The following is an 18417-nucleotide window of genomic DNA, read 5'->3' on the forward strand; positions in this document are numbered from 1 at the left end:
ACGCCCCTTTACCGGGAACGTGCCTGAAAAGATTCCAAACGGAATGAAAATTTACTTCATGTTGTCGGTCAGAACAGTTTCAAGCTCTTCGGAACCGTAGAATTTATTTTCCTTCAGTTTCTGCGTGGTCTGTTCGAGTTCGGCGGAAACTTTCAGGATTTCCGGCAGATACTGCTGCTGCAAAGCGGTCATATCGGCCTGAGAAGGAGGAGCCATGTTTTCGGTAGACTTCTGCATGTCTTCCATCTTGGCTTTGATACCCTTGAGCGTGACAGCGGCTGCATCGGCGGTAGCTTTGTCCGTGACTTTACCCAGAGCCGTATTGATTTCGCCGAGCATACCGACCATGCTCTTCATCAGAGAGTCGGCTTCCTCGCGCGTGGCCTGGCGCTTGTCGCCGGCGGCGGGGGCTGCGGGCTGGGCCGGAGTCAACTCAGCGGCGGGAACGGCCGGCTGGGCAGGCTGTACCGGTGTGGCGGGCACGGTATCCTGGGCCATCACGCCACCAGCGATTGCCATGGCTCCGATTGTCAGTATGGATGTCATTTGCATACGCAATGATAGTATGCCTGCAAACAGAGCGTGTCAATCGCAATTCCCGATGCAGTCGAAAATAATTCTCTCCCTATTTGTTACTGCGGGAATACGGAGTTCAGGCGTCTGCACTGCGGAAAACGGGCGGCGGCAGCTCCTCGGACGGCTTCGAACCGCCGCCGAACAGATCGCCGAAATCCTTGAACGTCACGAACAGGAAAAATGCCATCAGCACAAACACGAACCCCGTCTGCACATATTCCAGCACCACACCGCCGACGGGACGTTTGAAAATCATCTCCAGCAGGCTCAGAACCACATGGCCGCCATCCACCACCGGCAGAGGCAGAATATTCAGCACCGCCAGATTCACATTCAGAATCACGGCAAACCAAAGCACCATCATCCAGCCGTCGGGTGAAGAGAACATCCGGTAAAGGTGGCTTCCGATCCCCACCGGGCCGGACAGCTGCTCCACACCCACATCACTCTTCGGTGCGGCAATCTTCTGGAAGGTATCGCCCATCCACTTGAGGCTCACGCCGACCTGCTGCCATGGAGTAGGATGCTCAAGCTGCGTGCGGTCGAAAGAACTTGCCCACAACGTTCCTGCAATCGGCTGGGCATCCCTGGCTCCCTTCTTCCAGTTGGAAGGCAGCACGGGAGTCACCTGCACCGACATTTCCTTGCCGTCGCGCTCAATCGTCCATTCCAGCGGAACGCCGCTCTTCGAAGCCTCGCGCACCGCCGCCACACTCATGATCGGCGCACCGTTTACGGCTTTCACCTTGTCACCCGGCTTCAACCCGGCCTTCGCAGCGGGAGAATCGGGCAGCACGCTGCCGATCACGCAGGGATCGGCCTTCACAATGCCGACCATGCGCATGGCCTTCCGCTCATACCATTTCTTGTCGGGCAACTCGTACCCGCTCTTGATCAGAAGCGGCTTCTCTACGCCCGGCCTCTGCACGAGAAAATCGACCGTATCCCGCTCGCCCATCATCACCAGTTCCGTCACGCCCTCCATATTGCCCACCCATTTCGTCACGGGAGCGCCATCGATCTCCAGAATCGTATCACCCGGCTTCAGGCCGGCTTTCTCTGCGGGAGAACCAGCCTGCACATACCCGATCGTCGTCCCCACGGACTCTGCCACCGGCTTGCCGATTATCCAAACGGCTACGGCAAACACAACTGCCAGCAAAAAGGAAAAAACGGGGCCGGCCGCTGCCACGATCAACTTGTCCAGAGGCTTCACCGGCTTCAACCCTTCCGGCAGGTCGGCCTTGCCCTCGATCGACTCCATCGGAGCCAGCTGGGGCAGCGACACAAACCCCCCGGCAGGAATCCAGCCGATGCCCCATTGCACGCCATTCACTTCCTTCTTCCACCACGGCTTGCCGAACCATATCTGGAAACGGTCCACATGCAGCCCGCGCCAGCGAGCGGCCCAGAAATGCCCCAGCTCATGGATGAAAATCATCAGGTTGAACAGCAGGATAACCCCGATGATAATGCCGGTCGTGGTGAGAATAGAAAGCAACGTATCCATAAACGATAAGGCGAAAATCTACCAGAACGCGCCGTGCCTGGCAAGCACCAAGCACGCCATACGTTCGCAGCCGCCCCTTTTCCCGTCACTCGGCCTCAACAGGCCGTTTCAACGCTTCGGCGGCCTTCGCGTGCCCCCGTTCGGCGGCCTTTTTCCACCAGACGCGAGCCTTATCACGGGATCCGTTCGCCCAAAGGGCATTGCCTACCTCGTACTGCCCTTGCGGAGTCCCGGGATTCTCCATCCACTCAGGAAGCGTATCGCCGACACCGGCGATCGAAAGCCGGAGAGAACGCCCGTCCATCACCACCCATTCCACGATATAATCTTCAGCCCCCCACTTCATGAAAGCCACTTTCAGCGTGATCAGCTCCTCGTTCTCCTCCGTCGTATCGATCTTCAATTCGCAATTCCGGGCTTCCAGCTCTTCAGCCTCGACCCATGGATTCGCCAGCCCGGATACATCCAGTTCCACTTCCTTCTCCCCATCGAAAAAAACGCCCCGTGTCAGGATCACATTCGGCACAGCTGTCGGCGAAATCCACGGCTGGCCGTCACACACGGCATAGCCGCATCCCGGCGCTTGTTGTACATCCGCCTTCGCCACCTGCTTCGCCTCGAAACGCACGCTGCAGCCCCGGGCCAGCGGAATCACCCGTACCAGGGTTTGATCGGCCCGGACCATCGTCATGGGGTCCGCCTGCTCCGTTCTCCGTTCGGGATGTTCGCCATAGACCGATACCAGGCATCCCGCCCCGGCGACCAGCAGATACACAAGTCTGTTCACGAATGAATCTATATCACCTCAGGGATGGCTTGACTTCATCCATTCTCTGTCATACAAAAAAATCGCCCGTCCGGTTCGCGTGCGGACGGGCGAGCGAGAGCATCTATGACTCCTCAATTCATTTGGCATCAGAAGATACCGCCTTGTAAACGGCATCTGCCATCAGGGCATGCCCCGCCGCATTCGGATGCACTTTATCCGGCAAATAGTCGGGATGCGGCTTCATCGGCGTGTAAAGATCGACCACCGTACATTTCATCTGGCGGGCTACCTTTTCAATCTGAGGATTGACTTCCTTCTCCACGCGCGCACCGCTGATGGAATCGTCACCCAGCAAAGAAGGCACCGCCTTGAGGCAATAGATCTTGATATCGGGATTCTCTTTCCGCAAGGCGGCGATGATGGCCTTGTAATCCTTGTTGAACTCATCCTTGAACTTCCAGTTCTGGGGCTTGGCGTCATTGGTTCCGAGGGCGATCAGCGCAATATCGGCCTGTGCCTGCACCGCTTTCGTGTATGCGGCTTCGCGAATATAGGGATGATCCCCCTTGGACAGCAGCGTACGCGCACTCACGCCGTAATTTTCCACCGTGTAGCCGGAACCGAGCTTGTCCGCAAGCAGATTGCTCCATCGCTGGCCGGGCTGCACGCCGTGGCCGAAGGTGATACTGTCCCCAAGGCAGACGATGCGCTGAGGTGCAGGATAACCCGTCGCATCCAGAACGAATTTGACGATGACCGCCGGATTCTTCAGGCTGTGGGGAAGATGGTTGCCCGGACCGAGCACGACTTTGATCGGGCCGCCGAGCTTCTTGTAGCGTTCCGCCAGTACCGCGGAATTTTCCTTAAACGGCACCACGGTATCTTCCGTGCGGGCCACGCAGATCACGGGCACTTTCTCTTTCGCCATCCCCTTGAGGTTGTCGACGGGATTGCCTCTCCACGCAAGCGCCTGCTCCTCCGTCATGCCGTAGACGGCCAGCAGCCGCTCCCAGTTTTCCTTGGACAACTCTCCCTTGCCCTTCCCGGCCGGCCAGCTCTTGAAATCGCATACGGGAGCATCCGCATAGATGGCGGATACCCATGCAGGATGCAGAGCCGCCCAATTGAAGGCATACAGCCCGCCGCGGCTGAACCCTTCGAGGACAGGACGGCGCGACAGTTCGTAATTTTCGGTCACATGCTTGTAGAAAGCGTCCATCACCTTCATGGCGGCAGGCGAACCGTACATATTCTGCATATCGATGTAGGCCACGGCAAAACCGTTCTTCAGCAACTCGATATCCGCCTGCGGCTCGTGTCCGAAAAACTCCGTACGCCATATCCAGGGATTCCCCTGCGCCGCCTTCTTCGGGAATACGAGCATGGCATTGCGATTGTCGAACTTGAAATCGCTCTTTTCAAAACCGTTCCAGTCGGACTGCGTCGCTCCGGCATCCTTGTAACGGGGAATACTCGCCACATAACCGGGAATCTGCGGGCGCTGGTGCTTCGTCTTGGTCAGCCATTCGTTCCGCAGCTGTTCCTGCTTCTTGAAGGCGGCCTGATAGTCGGCACCATCGGGCAGCTTGGCCTTGGCCGGCACTCCTGCCAGCTTGGACAAGCCGTTGCATACCGCTTCACCGATGAAACGATGGCCCTCTGTCCCCGGATGCACGCCGTCTCCGGCATAAACGAAACCGGGCTTCGCCTTTTTGGCGTCGGCAATGGCTTTTTTGACGGCCGGACGGATATCGATCACACTCCAGCCGTTCTTGCGTTGCGAAACAAGCCATTCCCCATAGGCGGAAAGCGTCTTGTCGTACTCATCCTGCGGTTTGTCGAGCTGGTCGCCCCGGTAGGGAGGAGGAGTCACGAGTATCACGCGCGCACCCGCTGCTTCCGCTTCCTTCTTCATGCGAATGATGCCGTTCTTGTAGCTCTCGAAACGCCCCGCATCCAGCGGCTTGTAAATACCGTCGTTCATGCCGTAGCAGGCGATCACGAGAGTCGGCTTGAATTCAGTGAGCACGCGGGCCAGACGGTCATGCAGGCAGGGACGAGGAAACGCACCTCCGGCATGGCCCGGTTCGCTCAGCCCGGACACCGTTTCGCTGGGCACGCACATATTGACTATCGTTGCATCGGCATATTGCTTGCTCTGATGCAACCCTTCCGTCACCAATGTCGGCCAGCCGCCGGCATAGGGAATGCTGTCTCCGAGAATGGCCACCCGTTCTTCCCTGGCAAATGCCACGGAAAGAAAAGCGGTCAACACCCATATCAGGAGGAGAGGTATACGCTTCATGATGGAATGGCATACGCTGCGATATACCTCAATCTATCATCTAATTTTCTTTTATGCGGAAAAAGAAAAACTGCCGGTGCCCTGGCGGCATCGGCAGTCCTGTAGAAATCGGCAATCAACCTCAATAACTGCGGGCCCAAAGAACGCGCTGCGTCGTCGGCTTGCCCGTCAGAATACAGGGAGCGGAATCGCCCTGCCCCATCTCGCCGCAGGGAATGCAGCGGATGCTGATGCGAAGGCGCTTCGCCAGCTCTTCTTCCTGCTCGGGAGAAGCTTCCCACGGCACAAGCAGCCAGTCGGCTTCGCCTTCGCCGGAGAAATTGTCTTCCAGCTCCTGCATCGTCGAAGCGGTGCGAATATGGGCGTCGCGGAAATCGCGGGCACGCTTCAGCAGCGTATCCTGAATCTCCTGCAACAAAACCTCCGCATTGGCGACAAACTCGTCTTCGGCAATAAACGCCTTCTCGTTGCTGGGCTGATCGCGGCGGGCGATGCACAGGGAACCCTTCTCCAAATCGCGCGGCCCGATCTCGATACGCACTGGTACCCCCTTCTTCACCCATTCCCACTTCTTCACGCCGCCGCCGATATCGCGGGTATCCACCTGCACGCGGATGGGCTGACCGTGGAAACGGATGGCCGAAAGCTTGTCGGCGAGAGCCTGCGCGTGATTGATCACCGCCTGCTTCGTATCTTCCTTCGGAGTCACGGGAATAATGACGATCTGCTTCGGAGCCACGCGCGGCGGGCAGACGAGGCCGTCATCGTCCGAATGCATCATGATCAGCGCGCCGATCATACGCGTGGACACGCCCCAGGACGTCGTCCACGCATGCTGCTGCGTATTATCGCGCCCGGCAAAACTGATATCCTGCGCCTTGGCGAAATTCTGCCCGAGGAAATGGGACGTACCGGCCTGAATCGCCTTGCGGTCCTGCACCATCGCTTCCACCGTAAACGTCTGAATCGCGCCGGGAAAACGCTCGGCTTCCGTCTTCTCGCCGGGAATGGAGGGAATCGCGAGCACATCGCGCTGGAAATCCTCGTATACCTTATGCATCGTATGCGTTTCTTCCAGAGCTTCCTCCTGCGTTTCATGGGCAGTATGGCCTTCCTGCCACAGGAACTCCGCCGTGCGGAGGAACAGGCGCGTACGCATCTCCCAGCGCATCACATTGCACCACTGGTTCACCTTCAGGGGAAGATCGCGGTAGCTCGACGTCCAGCGGGCGAATGCAGCACCGATCACCGTCTCCGAAGTCGGGCGAATCACATACTTCTCCGTCAGTTCTCCGGCGGGAATCATCTTCGTCTTGCCTGTCACCTCATCCTTCTGGGCTTCGAGGCGGTGGTGCGTCACTACGGCGCATTCCGTCGCAAAACCTTCGGCATGCTCGGCTTCCTTTTCCAGATAGGAAACGGGAATCAGCAGCGGGAAATAGGCATTCGTATGCCCCGTCGCCTTGAAGCGGCCGTCCAGCTCCTGCTGAATCAGCTCCCAAATGGCGTAGCCCCACGGCTTGATCACCATGCAGCCGCGGACCTCCGAATTCTCGGCCAGATCGGCAGCCTTGATAACCTGTTGATACCACTCGGGAAAATCCTGAGCGCGAGTCGGCGAAATAGCGGTTTGTTGAGCCATAATCGTAAGTAGGAAAAAAATCAGCGAGGCAGGGATTGCAGGATTCGCAAATTGATAAAGGCGAAATATCCGAGAATGAGTGCAGCGAAAATCAAGCCGCACGACAATAAAAACAATGCCAATCCGCCTCCGACAAGAAGGCCTACCACGGAAGTTACGCGATAAGAACCTGTCAAGCTATTCAATACATGCCCTCCATCCATCGGAAAAACGGGCAGCAAATTGAATGCAGACCACCACCCGGCGACGAGGATGCTGGCCCGAATAAATGATAAAAAATCTTGACTGATCGGCATATCGGCATTTACCACGATGCTATCGTTCGAAACAGTGAGAATCGACCATACAACCTGCCAAAGACCGGAAGGATCATATAAATAGAACGACAGCAACCACACAAACACACATCCCACAAGAAGAGATGCCACAGGGCCCGCCAACGCACGCAAAGCCTCCTTTCCGCGAGAAACACGGTGGTCGAAATGGCATGCTCCCCCCATATAGGCCAATTCGATGGACACCTGATTGCCGCACAGCCACTTTCCGACCAACGCATGCCCGAACTCATGAGCCAACAGGCTGATAAACCCAGCAATCACAAACAGGCCGATGGGCAGGAGGCCGGCAGCATTGTTAACATGCAATCCCCCTCCCAGAATGGCCAGCACAATCCAAACACTGGGATGGATTGCAACGGGAACACCAAAAAGACGGAAATGCAGCATGGCGCGCGGATTATACGGAAGAAGGAGCACCGTGGCAAGTCTGCACCGAACAATATTCCCGGCATGTCAGAGATGGAAATGCCTGCCCGCTCGGCCGCAGGCAGAAAACGCCATGGCACCGAACACTCAATCTGCTGTTGATTTCCCCTTTTCTCCGTGGTATCGTCCTGCCATGGCTACTGACAAAAACATCACGATCAACACTTCCAAAGGCGACATCAACCTCACGGTGTACGCCTCCAAAACTCCGGTCACATCCGCTTCCTTCCTCAACCTTGCCCAGCAGGGATACTACGACGGCCTGACCTTCCACCGCGTCATCCCCGACTTCATGATCCAGGGCGGCTGCCCGGACGGCAACGGCTGCGGCGGTCCCGGCTACAAGTTCGACGACGAAATCGTCAAGGAACTCAAGCACGACGGCCCCGGCGTCCTCTCCATGGCCAATGCAGGCAAAACGTGGGACGGCTCCGGCACCAACGGCTCCCAGTTCTTCATCACCCATGTCGAAACCCCGTGGCTCAACGGCAAGCACACCGTCTTCGGCAAGATCAAGAGCGCGGACGACCAGAAAGTCGTCAACTCCATCAAGCAGGGCGACACCATCAAAGGCATCACCATCCACGACGACTGCGCCGACCTGTTCGAAGAACAGAAGGCCAACATCGACAAGTGGAACAACTCCCTCAAGAAATAACCTTTCACCGGGGCGGCCCGTCTGCCCCTTCGCCGGGATGCCTGCCATCCCGCACCCTCAAGGAATGCCGTCCTCCCGGGCGGCATTCTGACGACTGCCCTCCCGCCAACCGAATCGACACACCTCCTCCCTCCACACCATCACCATGGTCCTTGCGGTACAGAACCTGCACATCCAGTACGGCGCGCGCGTCCTCTTCCACGACCTCAGCTTCACCCTGAACGAAGGCGAACGCATCGCCCTTGCGGGACAAAACGGAGCCGGGAAATCCACCCTGATGAAATGCATCGCCAAAATCATCACGGCGGACTCCGGCCAGATCATCCATCCCAAACACGCGCAAATCGGCTACCTCCCGCAGGAAGGCATCCACATCTCCGGCCGCAGCCTCTTCGATGAAGTCCAAAGCGCCTTCTCCGACATCCTCGACGTCCGCCACCGCATCGACGAACTCTCCGAACAGCTCCAGCACCTCGACCGCCGCTCCTCCCCCTACTCCGACATGCTCGAGGAAATCGGCGAACTCGAACTCACCCTCCACGCGCACGACATCGCCCGCCTCAAACCCCGCACGGAATCCATCCTCCGGGGCCTCGGCTTCAAGGATACGGACTTCGCCCGCGATTGCGGCGAATTCTCCGGCGGCTGGCAAATGCGCATCGCCCTCGCCAAACTCCTCCTCCGGGAACCCGAAGTCCTCCTCCTCGACGAACCCACCAACCACCTCGACCTCAGCTCCCAGCGCTGGATGGAACAATACCTCCGCAACTACCCGGGAGCCATCGTCCTCATCTCGCACGACATTGCCCTGCTCGATGCCCTCGTCACCCGCACCATCGCCTTCCACCACGGCCGCGCGGAAGAATACTCCGGCAACTTCTCCTACTTCCTCAAGGAAAGCGTCCTCCGCAAGGAAATCCTCATACGGCAATACAAGGCCCAGCAGCGCGAAATCGCCAAAAGCCAGGAATTCATCGACCGCTTCCGCTCCAAAGCCTCCAAGGCCTCCCTCGTCCAGTCCCGCATCAAACAGCTCGAGAAAATCGAACGCATCGAAATCGAGGACGACGATGCCGTCATGAACTTCCGCTTCCCGACTCCGCCGCTCAGCGGCCACAGCGTCGTCAAACTCGAAAACGTCTCCAAAGCCTACGGTCCCATCCGCATCCTCGACAACTACTCCTTCGAAATCGTCAAGGGAGACCGCATCGCCATCGTCGGCGTCAACGGCGCGGGCAAATCCACCTTCTCGCGCATCATCTCCGGCAACGAAGCGCCGGACTCCGGCAAACACACCTTCGGCCCCCACGCAGCCCTCGCCTTCTTCTCACAAACCCATGCCGACGAACTGGATCCGTCGCAAACCGTACTGGAAAGCGTCACCGCCGCCGCTTCGCGCGAAACGGCCCCTCTCGTCCGCAGCATCCTCGGCTGCTTCCTCTTCCGGGGGGACGACGTCTTCAAAAGCATCGGCGTCCTCTCCGGTGGAGAACGCTCCCGCGTGGCTCTCGTCCGCATGCTCCTGCACCCGGCCAACTTCCTCATCCTCGACGAACCGACCAACCACCTCGACTTCCAATCGCAGGAAGTGCTGCAAAAAGCCCTCAAGGAATACCCCGGCTCCTACTGCATCGTCTCGCACAACCGCTCCTTCCTCGACCCCGTCGTCAACAAAGTCCTCGAATTCCGGCCCGGCCAGCCTCCCCGCGTCTTCCTCGGCAACGTCTCAGCCTACCTCGAACAAATCGAAATGGAAGAACGCCGCACCGAAACGTCAGCCGCTGCCTCTCCGGCCAAAACCCCGGCAGCAACAGCAGCTGGCTCAACAGCCTCCACTGCCGACCGAAAAACGCAACGGCGCATCGAAGCCGAAATCCGCAGCCGGAAATCGCGCATCCTCAAACCGCTGCAGGACAAGCTCGCCGCAGTCGAAACGGACATCGCCCAGCGCGAACAGCGCAAGGAAGAAATCGCCGAACAACTGAACGATCCCGCCATCGCATCCGACAACGATGCCTTGATGAACCTCACCACCGAATACCGCCTTCAGGAAAAAGAACTTGGGGCCCTCTTCACCAAATGGGCCGACCTGTCCGAAGAAATCGAACGCACCGAACAGGAAATCGAAGCCCTGGTTCAATAAAGCCCGCATACCTCCCACTCAACCGGTCACGCACTCTTTACGCTTGCGCTCCTCGAAAAATTTGCTAGAGTGGGCGGGCACATGAAAACTACCCTCATCATGTTGCCGTTCTGGGCCGCCTTGGCTCCGGCACTCATGGCAACTCCTTTCGATAACGACATCCCCGGAGAACAATCCACCTACGTCTCCATTCGGGACGCAAACCACTACTCCATCCTGCTGGATGAAAAACTGCTCACCTATCGCGAATACCTCAAATACCACACCCGGTACGTCAAAAACAAAAACGCCGAACGCTACATCTACACCATCGGCAACATCGGGGCCAATGCGCTCAATACCATCCTCGGCACCTTGAGCATCAAGCGCCAAAGCGACGGCAAACTGATGGCCGAATACGACTTCTCCATCGCTCTCGGCTGGGAAAAACCTTACGATCCATTCACCCCCGGCAGCGACGAGACTATGCGCGGCATCGACCAGCGAAACATCATCAACCCCAAATACCCTCACCGAAAAGTCATCCTGCGCCCCAAAGGCGGCGAAGAAAACATCTACTGGATCATCTTCTACCCGCAACGAATCGGCAAACGAATCGACAACAGAGGCACAGACCCTCAACCCGGCGGCAACACCATGATCATCTACTGCCCCAAAACAGGCTTCATCGACTTCATCGGCAGAGACCCGAACAAGACAACGAGGCTCAACCCGGCCGACCTCGCTGAAAAAAGGCAGGAACACCCCTTGAACGGCTAAATCCGTTCTCTGCACCGTATCCGGTCAAACAAAAAGCTCTGCCGGACAGCTCCGGCAGAGCAAAATGTACCAATTCACGACAAGGCGATCATCCGCGGCGGCGGCGGCGCAACAGCAAGGCACCGAGGCCGAGCAGGCTCAAGGTCGCTGCTGCCGGTTCGGGAACGTTGAACGCTTCGTCGGCGCGCCTGCCCTTCAACTTGGCAGCCGTCTCCTGATCCAATGCCGTATTCCAGATGGCAAGATTATCGAACGATGCTCTCATTGATGTATTGTCCGCAGCATTGCCGCCCAGCGACAAGCTGCTGATGGCACCGATATTCGAATAATTGCCGGAACCCAACAGAGTGCCATCGGCATAAACCGACATCGTACCGCTGGAAAACGACAGCACAATACTGCGCCATGTATCCGTTCCGGCAGTACCGGTCAGAGCCGTATTGTAACTGCCAGTCTCGCCGGCGGCCCCCCAGCCCCATCGGCCCAAAGCCGAAGAAAGAGTCTTCGAACCGTTGAACATGATCAAAGCAGCTCCATCCACATAATTTTTGAGATCGAACGACAAGGAAAAATTATTGGCGTTGATACCCTGCAATCCGGAAGCATACAGGCTCGTATTATTGAGCTTCGTCGTCGCCGTTGTCGAAATATAGCCGTCTCCCGTCATTGAACCGCTCGCGCTGAACGCCTTATAGGCACCGAAGCCCACGCTGGCCGTAGAAGCATTGCCTGTGTAGAAAGTTTGCAGGCTTGTCCCGTTATCGAAGTCCCAATAGTACGAAAGATTCTTGTCGTCAATGGACGAAGCTCCGAATACGGGAAGGGCGCTGGCCACAACAGCCAAAATAAATATGTGTTTTTTCATAAATATCCTAAAGTAAATGGATTACATATAAAAGAAAGACAAATAATAACAGATTACCAATCCGCTTGATTCAATGTTAATTGATTGTTTTTACAGTCAATAATCTATACGGAATGATTGTTTTTGTTGCCAGAGTTGAAGACGTATATCGAAAGCGAGAAACGTGCCACAGACCGCTATTGTTCTTGATTGTGTTAAATCAGAATTGACAGCGGATTGGTAATCCGCAAGTTAACATATCCGGCAACCGCCTCCATCACCCTCACGATTCGTTTTCACTACCCGTATCTATGCCCTTTCGGCATTGAATACGGATTCGTTTTCGCATACGGTTGCTTTTCCGCTTCCGCTCGCGGGCAATCTCCATCTGTCGAGCCGACAAAGTGCCGTTCAGCCGGTGGTCGACCTCGTCGCAAAGAGCGCGGCGTGCCAGAAACCTGTTCACCTCCCTCTCGCGCTCGCGATGGCATTTCACGACAATCCCCGTCGGTACATGGCGCAGGCAGACGCAATTGTTCGTCTTGTTCACCTTTTGTCCGCCCTTGCCGGAACCGCGCACGAAACTCTCCTCCAGATCGCCCTCCCGGATACCGAGGCAATCCATGCGCTCCGCCAGAGCGGCACGTTTTTCAGGTGTTACCATCTTCCTGAATGGTTGGCCCCATTTGCAGGAAAATGCGCTCGAACAGCATCGATCTCTCCTTCCTGCTCAACAGGGGCAAATAAATCTTCCGCGACAAACCGTCCCTCATCGCCAGTTGCAGGAACAGGCTGCTGTCGCTCAAGGAAACGGACATGATATCATCCCACGTACAGAACCATGTCTCCGCCTTCCACGCCACCACATCATACACTTCCAATCCCTGCACGGACATGCTGACAAAATCCCGCTTCCATGCACGGCGCAGCAGCACGACCAGGCAAAATGCCCCCAGCAAAGACGCTACGCCGGAAAACACCAGCACCACCCACCGGAAACTCTGCTCCTCCGGATCGACAATCATCTCGTAGCAGACGAACAACGAAAAAAGAAGAATCAACGTACCCCAAAAGCACCACGCACGCACGCCGTGGCGGTAGGACAGAACCGTCCCGCTCCATGGAGAAGCCGCGCCGCCGTGTGTGATGAATTCCTTTTCCGCCGCCAGATAGGCATCGGACAGTTCACGGGGCGGCCTGTTCTGAACGCGGGGAATCATGGTGCGAATGGATTTTCTGCATGATACGGCCCGTCAGAGCCGTTGTCAACAACTCACGCTGTCTCTCCCTCATGCAGAACAGATTTATTTTCTCCGACGAACCGTCCTCCATCAACAGCACAATCCCGCCCAGCCGCGGCGACCAATCGCCGATCCCGTACCAGGGATAGACCTTCATCCGCTTTTCCGGCTTCCATAGAGGCAGAATCTCCACACCGAGCGGCGTCAGCAGCACATAAGCCCGGCGCATGCACACCACAGCCAGCCAGAAACAGGCAACGGCAAGCACAACACCACCCGTCCAGCAAGCGGCCTCCAGCCAGAAGGGAACCCTGGGACGGATATCCATGCCAACCGTCATTGCCATGCCCAGCACCAGATACACGCCCCAGAAATACAGCCACAACGCCCACGCATTGCGCGTGAACCGAAGTTCCCGCTGCTCGCGGGAAACTCCGTTCAAGGGTTCGAGAGCCTTCTCCGCCTCCTTCAGCGGAGAAGCGACCCTGCCGCCGCCGGATGGACTGGAGAAGGCCATACAAAGAAACTTGCCATTCGCGGCATCAGCCGACCACGACTTCACCGGAAAGCGGTTCGCCATCCGTGAAATGATGTTCCCCTTTCACCGTCAGCTTGCTGACATGCTTCAGGGAAGGTACGCCGAGATTGTCGAGGGAATCCACCAGCTTGTACACCTTCGGATCGAGAGACACCACGGGAGCCTTGCCCTTGCACTCGGGAGCCAGAGACATCATGCCGTTTTCGTCGATCGCCACGGCGTCCGAACGCAGAAGCAACAGATCCGAACAGGTCTTCACCGGGAAAAAGCGTGAGCGCGGCACACATACCGCCCGGGCGCCGGGGAAACACTCGATCGCAGCACCCATCGCCACCTCGAGCTGGTACACTTCAGGGGTAGAGGCATCGCGCGGATTCAGCGTCTTCACATTGCGGATCACAGGCAGAGGAATCACCCCTCCACAATCTTCCAGAACCTTCTTCAGCACATCGAGCCTGATCCACAGCGTATTCGTATTGAAATACCTGTATTTGTCGATATTCTGAAACTCCTCCATATCCTCCACCGCACACTGCGCCACCTCGCGGAGAATCAGCCTTCCGTCTTCCGCACGCGTGGCAAGGTGGCCGCCCTTCTTGTCCGCCTCCGTACGCCGTGTCACCTCCATCACGAACGGAGCGCCACTCTCGGCGAACCAGCGCAGGAAACGCAGATCCAGCTGTGCACCGAGATTATCGGAATTGGAAACGAAAGCATACTTCACGCCTTCCGCCAGCAGGCGATCCAGCCAGCCGGAGCCAAGCAGGGCCGGATAAATATCCCCATGGCCGGGAGGGCACCATTCCAGATCGGGATTTTCGGGACAGGAAGCCGGCTCCAGCGTCGCTGTCAGCAGCTTCGGCACCCGGTTCTGCATCATCTCCACCTCATTCGGATCGTTGAAGCCTCCATCGGCATACTTGCCGAGATACGCCATCGTATCCTCGCTCGTCGAAAACGAATCCATCAACAGCAGGCGCACAGGCGCTCCCGATTTTTCGCGCAGGGATTGCACCTGCCTGACAATCAAATCAAGAAAGGTCAACCCCTTCTGAATCGGCAGCAGACTCTTCGCCTTCTGCAGCCCCATGCTCGTACCGAGTCCTCCGTTCAACTTGATGCACACGCATTGCGCAATCAGCTCGCGATCGGCCTCGGGAGTCGCTGCCGTCAAATCATCCCACTCGGCCACATCCCGGGCCGGAAGAATCGAGGACTCCCCGATCAGGCCGGACTCTCCGGATTCCACCGTCTGCACCGCATGACGGAACGCATCGATTGCCGCACGGGAAAGACCGACCAACTCCATCTTGTTTTCAATGGTATCAAAACCTGCCATAGCAGCAGAATTGTACCACATCCGGCCGGAATTTCAAACGGTAAAACGCGGCAGCCTCCGGCTTCCGGCAACGGCACCCCCACACCTCAGTTATCGGCGATACGCTCCGCACAAAGAGCACGATCCATCAACTCCTGCAAACCGCACAACGGATACTTACCTTCATACAGAATGCCGTAAATCACATCCACGATCGGCGTACGGGCATTCGCCTTGCGGGACATCTGGTAAATGGACAGCGTATTCGGCACCCCTTCGGCCACCATGCCGAGCGAAGCCACGGCCTCCTCGACGGATTTACCCTCGGCCACCAGGCGACCTACCTGCAAATTGCGGGAATGCTTCGAATAGCACGTCACAATCAAATCCCCCATGCCGGACAACCCCATGAACGTCTCCGCCTTACCGCCGTATGCAAGGCCGATGCGGGTCATCTCCGCCAGACCGCGCGTCACCATCGCCGCCTTGGCATTATCTCCGAGGCCGAGACCGTCGCAAATCCCGGCTCCGATGGCAAACACATTCTTGATCGAACCGCCCAGCTCCATCCCCACCAGATCGGAGGACGAATAAATGCGGAACGAAGGCGAAGCCAGCCTGCGCTGCACAGCAGCGGAAATCTCCTCTTCCTCGAAGCCCACCAGCGTGGCGGACGGCAGCCCCAGGCAAATATCCTCCGCATGGTTCGGCCCCGAAAGCACACCCACCGTATTCGGCAGGTACTCCCGGAGAATCTCGGACATCCTCAACAGCGAATCCTTCTCAATCCCCTTCGTACAGCTTAACACCACCGATTTCTCCGACAGCCCGGCATCGCGCAGCATCGCCGCCACCGAACGCATCGCCACGGAAGGCACCACCACCAGCACGAGATCGGCATCCAGCGTCTCGCGCAGATCGGCCGTCACCCTCACATTATCGGGCAGCAAATGGTCTGGACACGCGGCATGCATCCCCATGCGGGTCTCGGCCAGCGTACGAGCCTGCTCGACGGAACGCGTCCAGAGCACCACCTCGTCACCGGAAAAGGAAGCGGCCAAAGCCAGCACCGAACCCCAGGAACCGGCACCTATCACGGCTGTCTTGCGGAGAGTGATCATGAGCGTGAACTATCTTTCTTTCGAGTCAGGGATTTCGATTCCGTACCGTTCATCAGGCGCACGATATTGCTCCGGTGCTTCCAGATCACCAGAGCGGCCAGCAACACCAGCACCAGCACAATCAACGCGCTCGGCCTCATGGAAAAATCGGACATGTAATCAAGATCGTACAGCGCCGCCACGATCATCGCCACGGCTGCAATCATACTCGCCAGAGACACGTAATGCGTCAACAGCATCACCACGATCCATGCCAGCAAAGCTCCGCCGCCAATCATCCACGAAATGGCAAACAGCGCGCCGGCCGACGTCGCCACGCCCTTACCCCCTTTGAAATGCAGGAAACAGGTAAACGTATGCCCCAGCACCACCGCGAAAATGCACGAAATAAACCAGCACGCACTCGCATAATCCATCGCTTCCACGGAACCGCCCAGCATCTGCCGGAACAGGTACACGGGAATGAAACCTTTCAGAAAATCAAGGAAAAAGACGATCAGCCCCCACTTCTTCCCCAGCACGCGCCCCACATTCGTCGCACCGATATTCTTCGACCCGTGCTCCCGCAAATCAATTCCATGCCACTTCCCGACCAGATACCCGAAAGGAACCGCTCCTATCAGATAGGCTGCCAGAACAAACAGAATATTTTCCATCATGCCGGAAAACTTTATACTTTCGGAAGGCCAAGTGCAAGTGCAAAAAAACGGGCGTTCCGAACAGGAACACCCGATGCATCAACTCGAGAAAGAAAAGGAAACCCGATTACTCGGCTGCGGCTTCCGGAGCGGCTGCCTTCTTGGCAGGAGCTTTCTTCGCGGGCGCCTTCTTGGCAGCAGCGTCTTTCGGAGCGGCAGCCTTCTTGGCGGGTGCCTTCTTCTCGGCGGCCTCTTCGGCAGCTTCCTTGAGCACCTTCTTGGCCAAAGGCACAGGAACGGCAGTCTTGCTCAGCTTCGAGATTTCCTTCTTACGCTTGATGTAGTCGAGGCGACGACGACGCTTGGTGGTGGTACGGTGTTGTTGACCCATAGCAGGCTATAGTTTGCAAGAGACGCCCGGCGTCTCCAAGTTATCGGTAAAGAATAGATAGCCGTTCGGATGGGAAAAGGCAAGGACAAAATCGCGTTTCACGCTCCAACATGCAAAAATACCGCCGAAAACAAGGCTCCGCAACCTCTGCTCACCCATCCTCCGCATCCCCTTTCATCCCATCCGGAAGAAAAACAGGCCGGCCGCCCGGCTGCATGCTGGCTCACTTCCGGCTTGATTCCCTGCCGGAACCGCGCCACAATCGCATCCATGAGAATCATCGTTCTGGGAGCGGGTGCATTGGGCTGCTACTACGGCGCCAAACTGGCGGAAGCGGGAGAAGACGTCTCCTTCATCATGCGATCCGCCTACGAACCCGTGCGCAAGGAAGGCCTGCACATCGCCGGCAAATACGGCGACATCCATATCGACCATCCCCAAATCTACCGCACCCCGGAAGAAGCCGGCAAGGCAGACCTCGTCATCCTCACATGGAAAACCACGGCCAACGGCCAGCTCGCCGACGCCCTCCCGCCCCTCTTGCACGAAGGCACGAAAATCATCACCCTCCAGAACGGCATGGGCAATGCCGAAGCCCTCTCGCGCTACATTGCGCCTGAAAACATCTACATCGGCCTCTGCTTCATCTGCGCCATGATGCCCACGCCCGGCCGCATCGAACACCTCGAAGGGGGAGACATCCAGTTCGCCCCCTACATCCCCTCCGCCGCCGGACTGGCACAGGCAGAGGAATACGCCGCCCTCTTCGCCCGCGCAGGCATCAAAACAAGGGCATTCGAACAGGCGGAACAGATCCAGTGGTGCAAGCTCACCTGGAACATCCCCTTCAACGGCCTCTGCCTCGCTCTCGGCGGCATCAGCGTCGAACAGCTCTTCACCATGCCGGAACAGGTCGAACGCGCCGTCGCCATCATGAAGGAAGTCGTCCTCACCGCCGAAATGCGAGGCTACACACTCCCCGGCAACATCGTCGACTACCAGATGGAACGCACCGCCACCATGGGCGCCTTCATCCCCTCCAGCGCGGTGGACTACAACATGGGCCGCCCCGTCGAATACGAAGCCATCTGGGGCAGCACACTCGCCAAGGCCCGCGAAGTGAACGCGCCCGTCCCCCATTGGGAACAGCTCTGCGCCGACATCCGCGCACGCCTCGACCGATAACCGACCTCCACCAGC

18 protein-coding genes are annotated in these 18417 nt (G+C 57.5%); 4 read left to right on the forward strand and 14 right to left on the reverse strand.

Annotated features, from left to right (window positions below):
* Nucleotides 1-51 precede the first annotated feature (51 nt).
* From PYTT_RS00660 to PYTT_RS00685, 6 genes are all read right to left on the reverse strand, one after another.
* On the reverse strand, nucleotides 52-519 hold the full coding sequence (locus PYTT_RS00660; RefSeq protein ID WP_141675671.1) for a hypothetical protein: 468 nt from the start codon (nucleotides 517-519) through the stop codon (nucleotides 52-54).
* 133 nt (nucleotides 520-652) lie between these two features.
* Complete coding sequence (gene rseP / locus PYTT_RS00665; RefSeq protein WP_067772236.1) at nucleotides 653-2086, reverse strand: RIP metalloprotease RseP; 1434 nt, start codon at nucleotides 2084-2086, stop codon at nucleotides 653-655.
* Between the two features lie 85 nt (nucleotides 2087-2171).
* Nucleotides 2172-2873 carry a hypothetical protein gene (locus PYTT_RS00670; RefSeq protein ID WP_141675672.1) on the reverse strand — a complete coding sequence of 234 codons (702 nt, stop codon included), beginning with the start codon at nucleotides 2871-2873 and terminating at the stop codon, nucleotides 2172-2174.
* Nucleotides 2874-2991: 118 nt separating this feature from the next.
* Complete coding sequence (locus tag PYTT_RS00675) at nucleotides 2992-5160, reverse strand: GDSL-type esterase/lipase family protein (RefSeq protein ID WP_067772242.1); 2169 nt, start codon at nucleotides 5158-5160, stop codon at nucleotides 2992-2994.
* Between the two features lie 121 nt (nucleotides 5161-5281).
* A complete protein-coding gene (gene proS / locus PYTT_RS00680) occupies nucleotides 5282-6802 on the reverse strand; it encodes a proline--tRNA ligase (protein ID WP_067772244.1) in 1521 nt (506 codons plus the stop codon).
* Nucleotides 6803-6822: 20 nt separating this feature from the next.
* On the reverse strand, nucleotides 6823-7527 hold the full coding sequence (locus PYTT_RS00685) for a M50 family metallopeptidase (RefSeq protein WP_067772247.1): 705 nt from the start codon (nucleotides 7525-7527) through the stop codon (nucleotides 6823-6825).
* Nucleotides 7528-7699: 172 nt separating this feature from the next.
* Between PYTT_RS00685 and PYTT_RS00690 the strand changes: the two genes are divergently transcribed.
* The 3 genes from PYTT_RS00690 (at nucleotide 7700) to PYTT_RS00700 (ending at nucleotide 11126) form a co-directional block, all read left to right on the forward strand.
* Entirely contained in the window at nucleotides 7700-8224 is a 525-nt protein-coding gene (locus PYTT_RS00690; RefSeq protein WP_067772250.1) for a peptidylprolyl isomerase, read from the forward strand.
* Between the two features lie 145 nt (nucleotides 8225-8369).
* Entirely contained in the window at nucleotides 8370-10367 is a 1998-nt protein-coding gene (locus PYTT_RS00695) for an ABC-F family ATP-binding cassette domain-containing protein (protein ID WP_067772253.1), read from the forward strand.
* A gap of 81 nt (nucleotides 10368-10448) precedes the next feature.
* A complete protein-coding gene (locus PYTT_RS00700) occupies nucleotides 10449-11126 on the forward strand; it encodes a hypothetical protein (RefSeq protein WP_067772256.1) in 678 nt (225 codons plus the stop codon).
* Nucleotides 11127-11214: 88 nt separating this feature from the next.
* Here PYTT_RS00700 and PYTT_RS00705 read toward each other — a convergent pair whose 3' ends face one another.
* From PYTT_RS00705 to PYTT_RS13540, 8 genes are all read right to left on the reverse strand, one after another.
* Nucleotides 11215-11991: a LamG-like jellyroll fold domain-containing protein gene (locus tag PYTT_RS00705; RefSeq protein WP_067772259.1), complete on the reverse strand. Its 777-nt coding sequence runs from the start codon at nucleotides 11989-11991 to the stop codon at nucleotides 11215-11217.
* Nucleotides 11992-12253: 262 nt separating this feature from the next.
* Nucleotides 12254-12634: a peptide chain release factor family protein gene (locus tag PYTT_RS00710; RefSeq protein ID WP_067772262.1), complete on the reverse strand. Its 381-nt coding sequence runs from the start codon at nucleotides 12632-12634 to the stop codon at nucleotides 12254-12256.
* Nucleotides 12621-13190 (reverse strand): hypothetical protein, encoded by a 570-nt coding sequence (locus PYTT_RS00715; protein WP_067772265.1) that lies wholly within the window; start codon nucleotides 13188-13190, stop codon nucleotides 12621-12623. Before PYTT_RS00715 ends, PYTT_RS00710 begins: the two co-directional genes overlap by 14 nt.
* Nucleotides 13156-13728, reverse strand: a complete 573-nt coding sequence (locus tag PYTT_RS00720) for a hypothetical protein (RefSeq protein ID WP_141675673.1) — start codon at nucleotides 13726-13728, stop codon at nucleotides 13156-13158. The genes PYTT_RS00715 and PYTT_RS00720 overlap by 35 nt, the downstream gene beginning before the upstream one ends.
* A 25-nt stretch (nucleotides 13729-13753) precedes the next feature.
* Nucleotides 13754-15088: a UTP--glucose-1-phosphate uridylyltransferase gene (locus tag PYTT_RS00725; protein WP_067772270.1), complete on the reverse strand. Its 1335-nt coding sequence runs from the start codon at nucleotides 15086-15088 to the stop codon at nucleotides 13754-13756.
* An 86-nt stretch (nucleotides 15089-15174) separates the two neighbouring features.
* Nucleotides 15175-16188 (reverse strand): NAD(P)H-dependent glycerol-3-phosphate dehydrogenase, encoded by a 1014-nt coding sequence (locus tag PYTT_RS00730; RefSeq protein ID WP_067772273.1) that lies wholly within the window; start codon nucleotides 16186-16188, stop codon nucleotides 15175-15177.
* Nucleotides 16185-16847 carry a glycerol-3-phosphate 1-O-acyltransferase PlsY gene (gene plsY / locus PYTT_RS00735; RefSeq protein WP_067772276.1) on the reverse strand — a complete coding sequence of 221 codons (663 nt, stop codon included), beginning with the start codon at nucleotides 16845-16847 and terminating at the stop codon, nucleotides 16185-16187. Before plsY ends, PYTT_RS00730 begins: the two co-directional genes overlap by 4 nt.
* A gap of 106 nt (nucleotides 16848-16953) precedes the next feature.
* Nucleotides 16954-17217 (reverse strand): hypothetical protein, encoded by a 264-nt coding sequence (locus PYTT_RS13540; protein WP_067772279.1) that lies wholly within the window; start codon nucleotides 17215-17217, stop codon nucleotides 16954-16956.
* A gap of 270 nt (nucleotides 17218-17487) precedes the next feature.
* On the opposite strand from PYTT_RS13540, the gene PYTT_RS00745 reads away from it, so the two are divergent.
* Nucleotides 17488-18402: a 2-dehydropantoate 2-reductase gene (locus PYTT_RS00745; protein WP_172801732.1), complete on the forward strand. Its 915-nt coding sequence runs from the start codon at nucleotides 17488-17490 to the stop codon at nucleotides 18400-18402.
* Nucleotides 18403-18417: the final 15 nt, after the last annotated feature.

It is taken from the genome of Neoakkermansia glycaniphila (genome assembly GCF_900097105.1).
Classification (GTDB): domain Bacteria; phylum Verrucomicrobiota; class Verrucomicrobiia; order Verrucomicrobiales; family Akkermansiaceae; genus Akkermansia; species Akkermansia glycaniphila.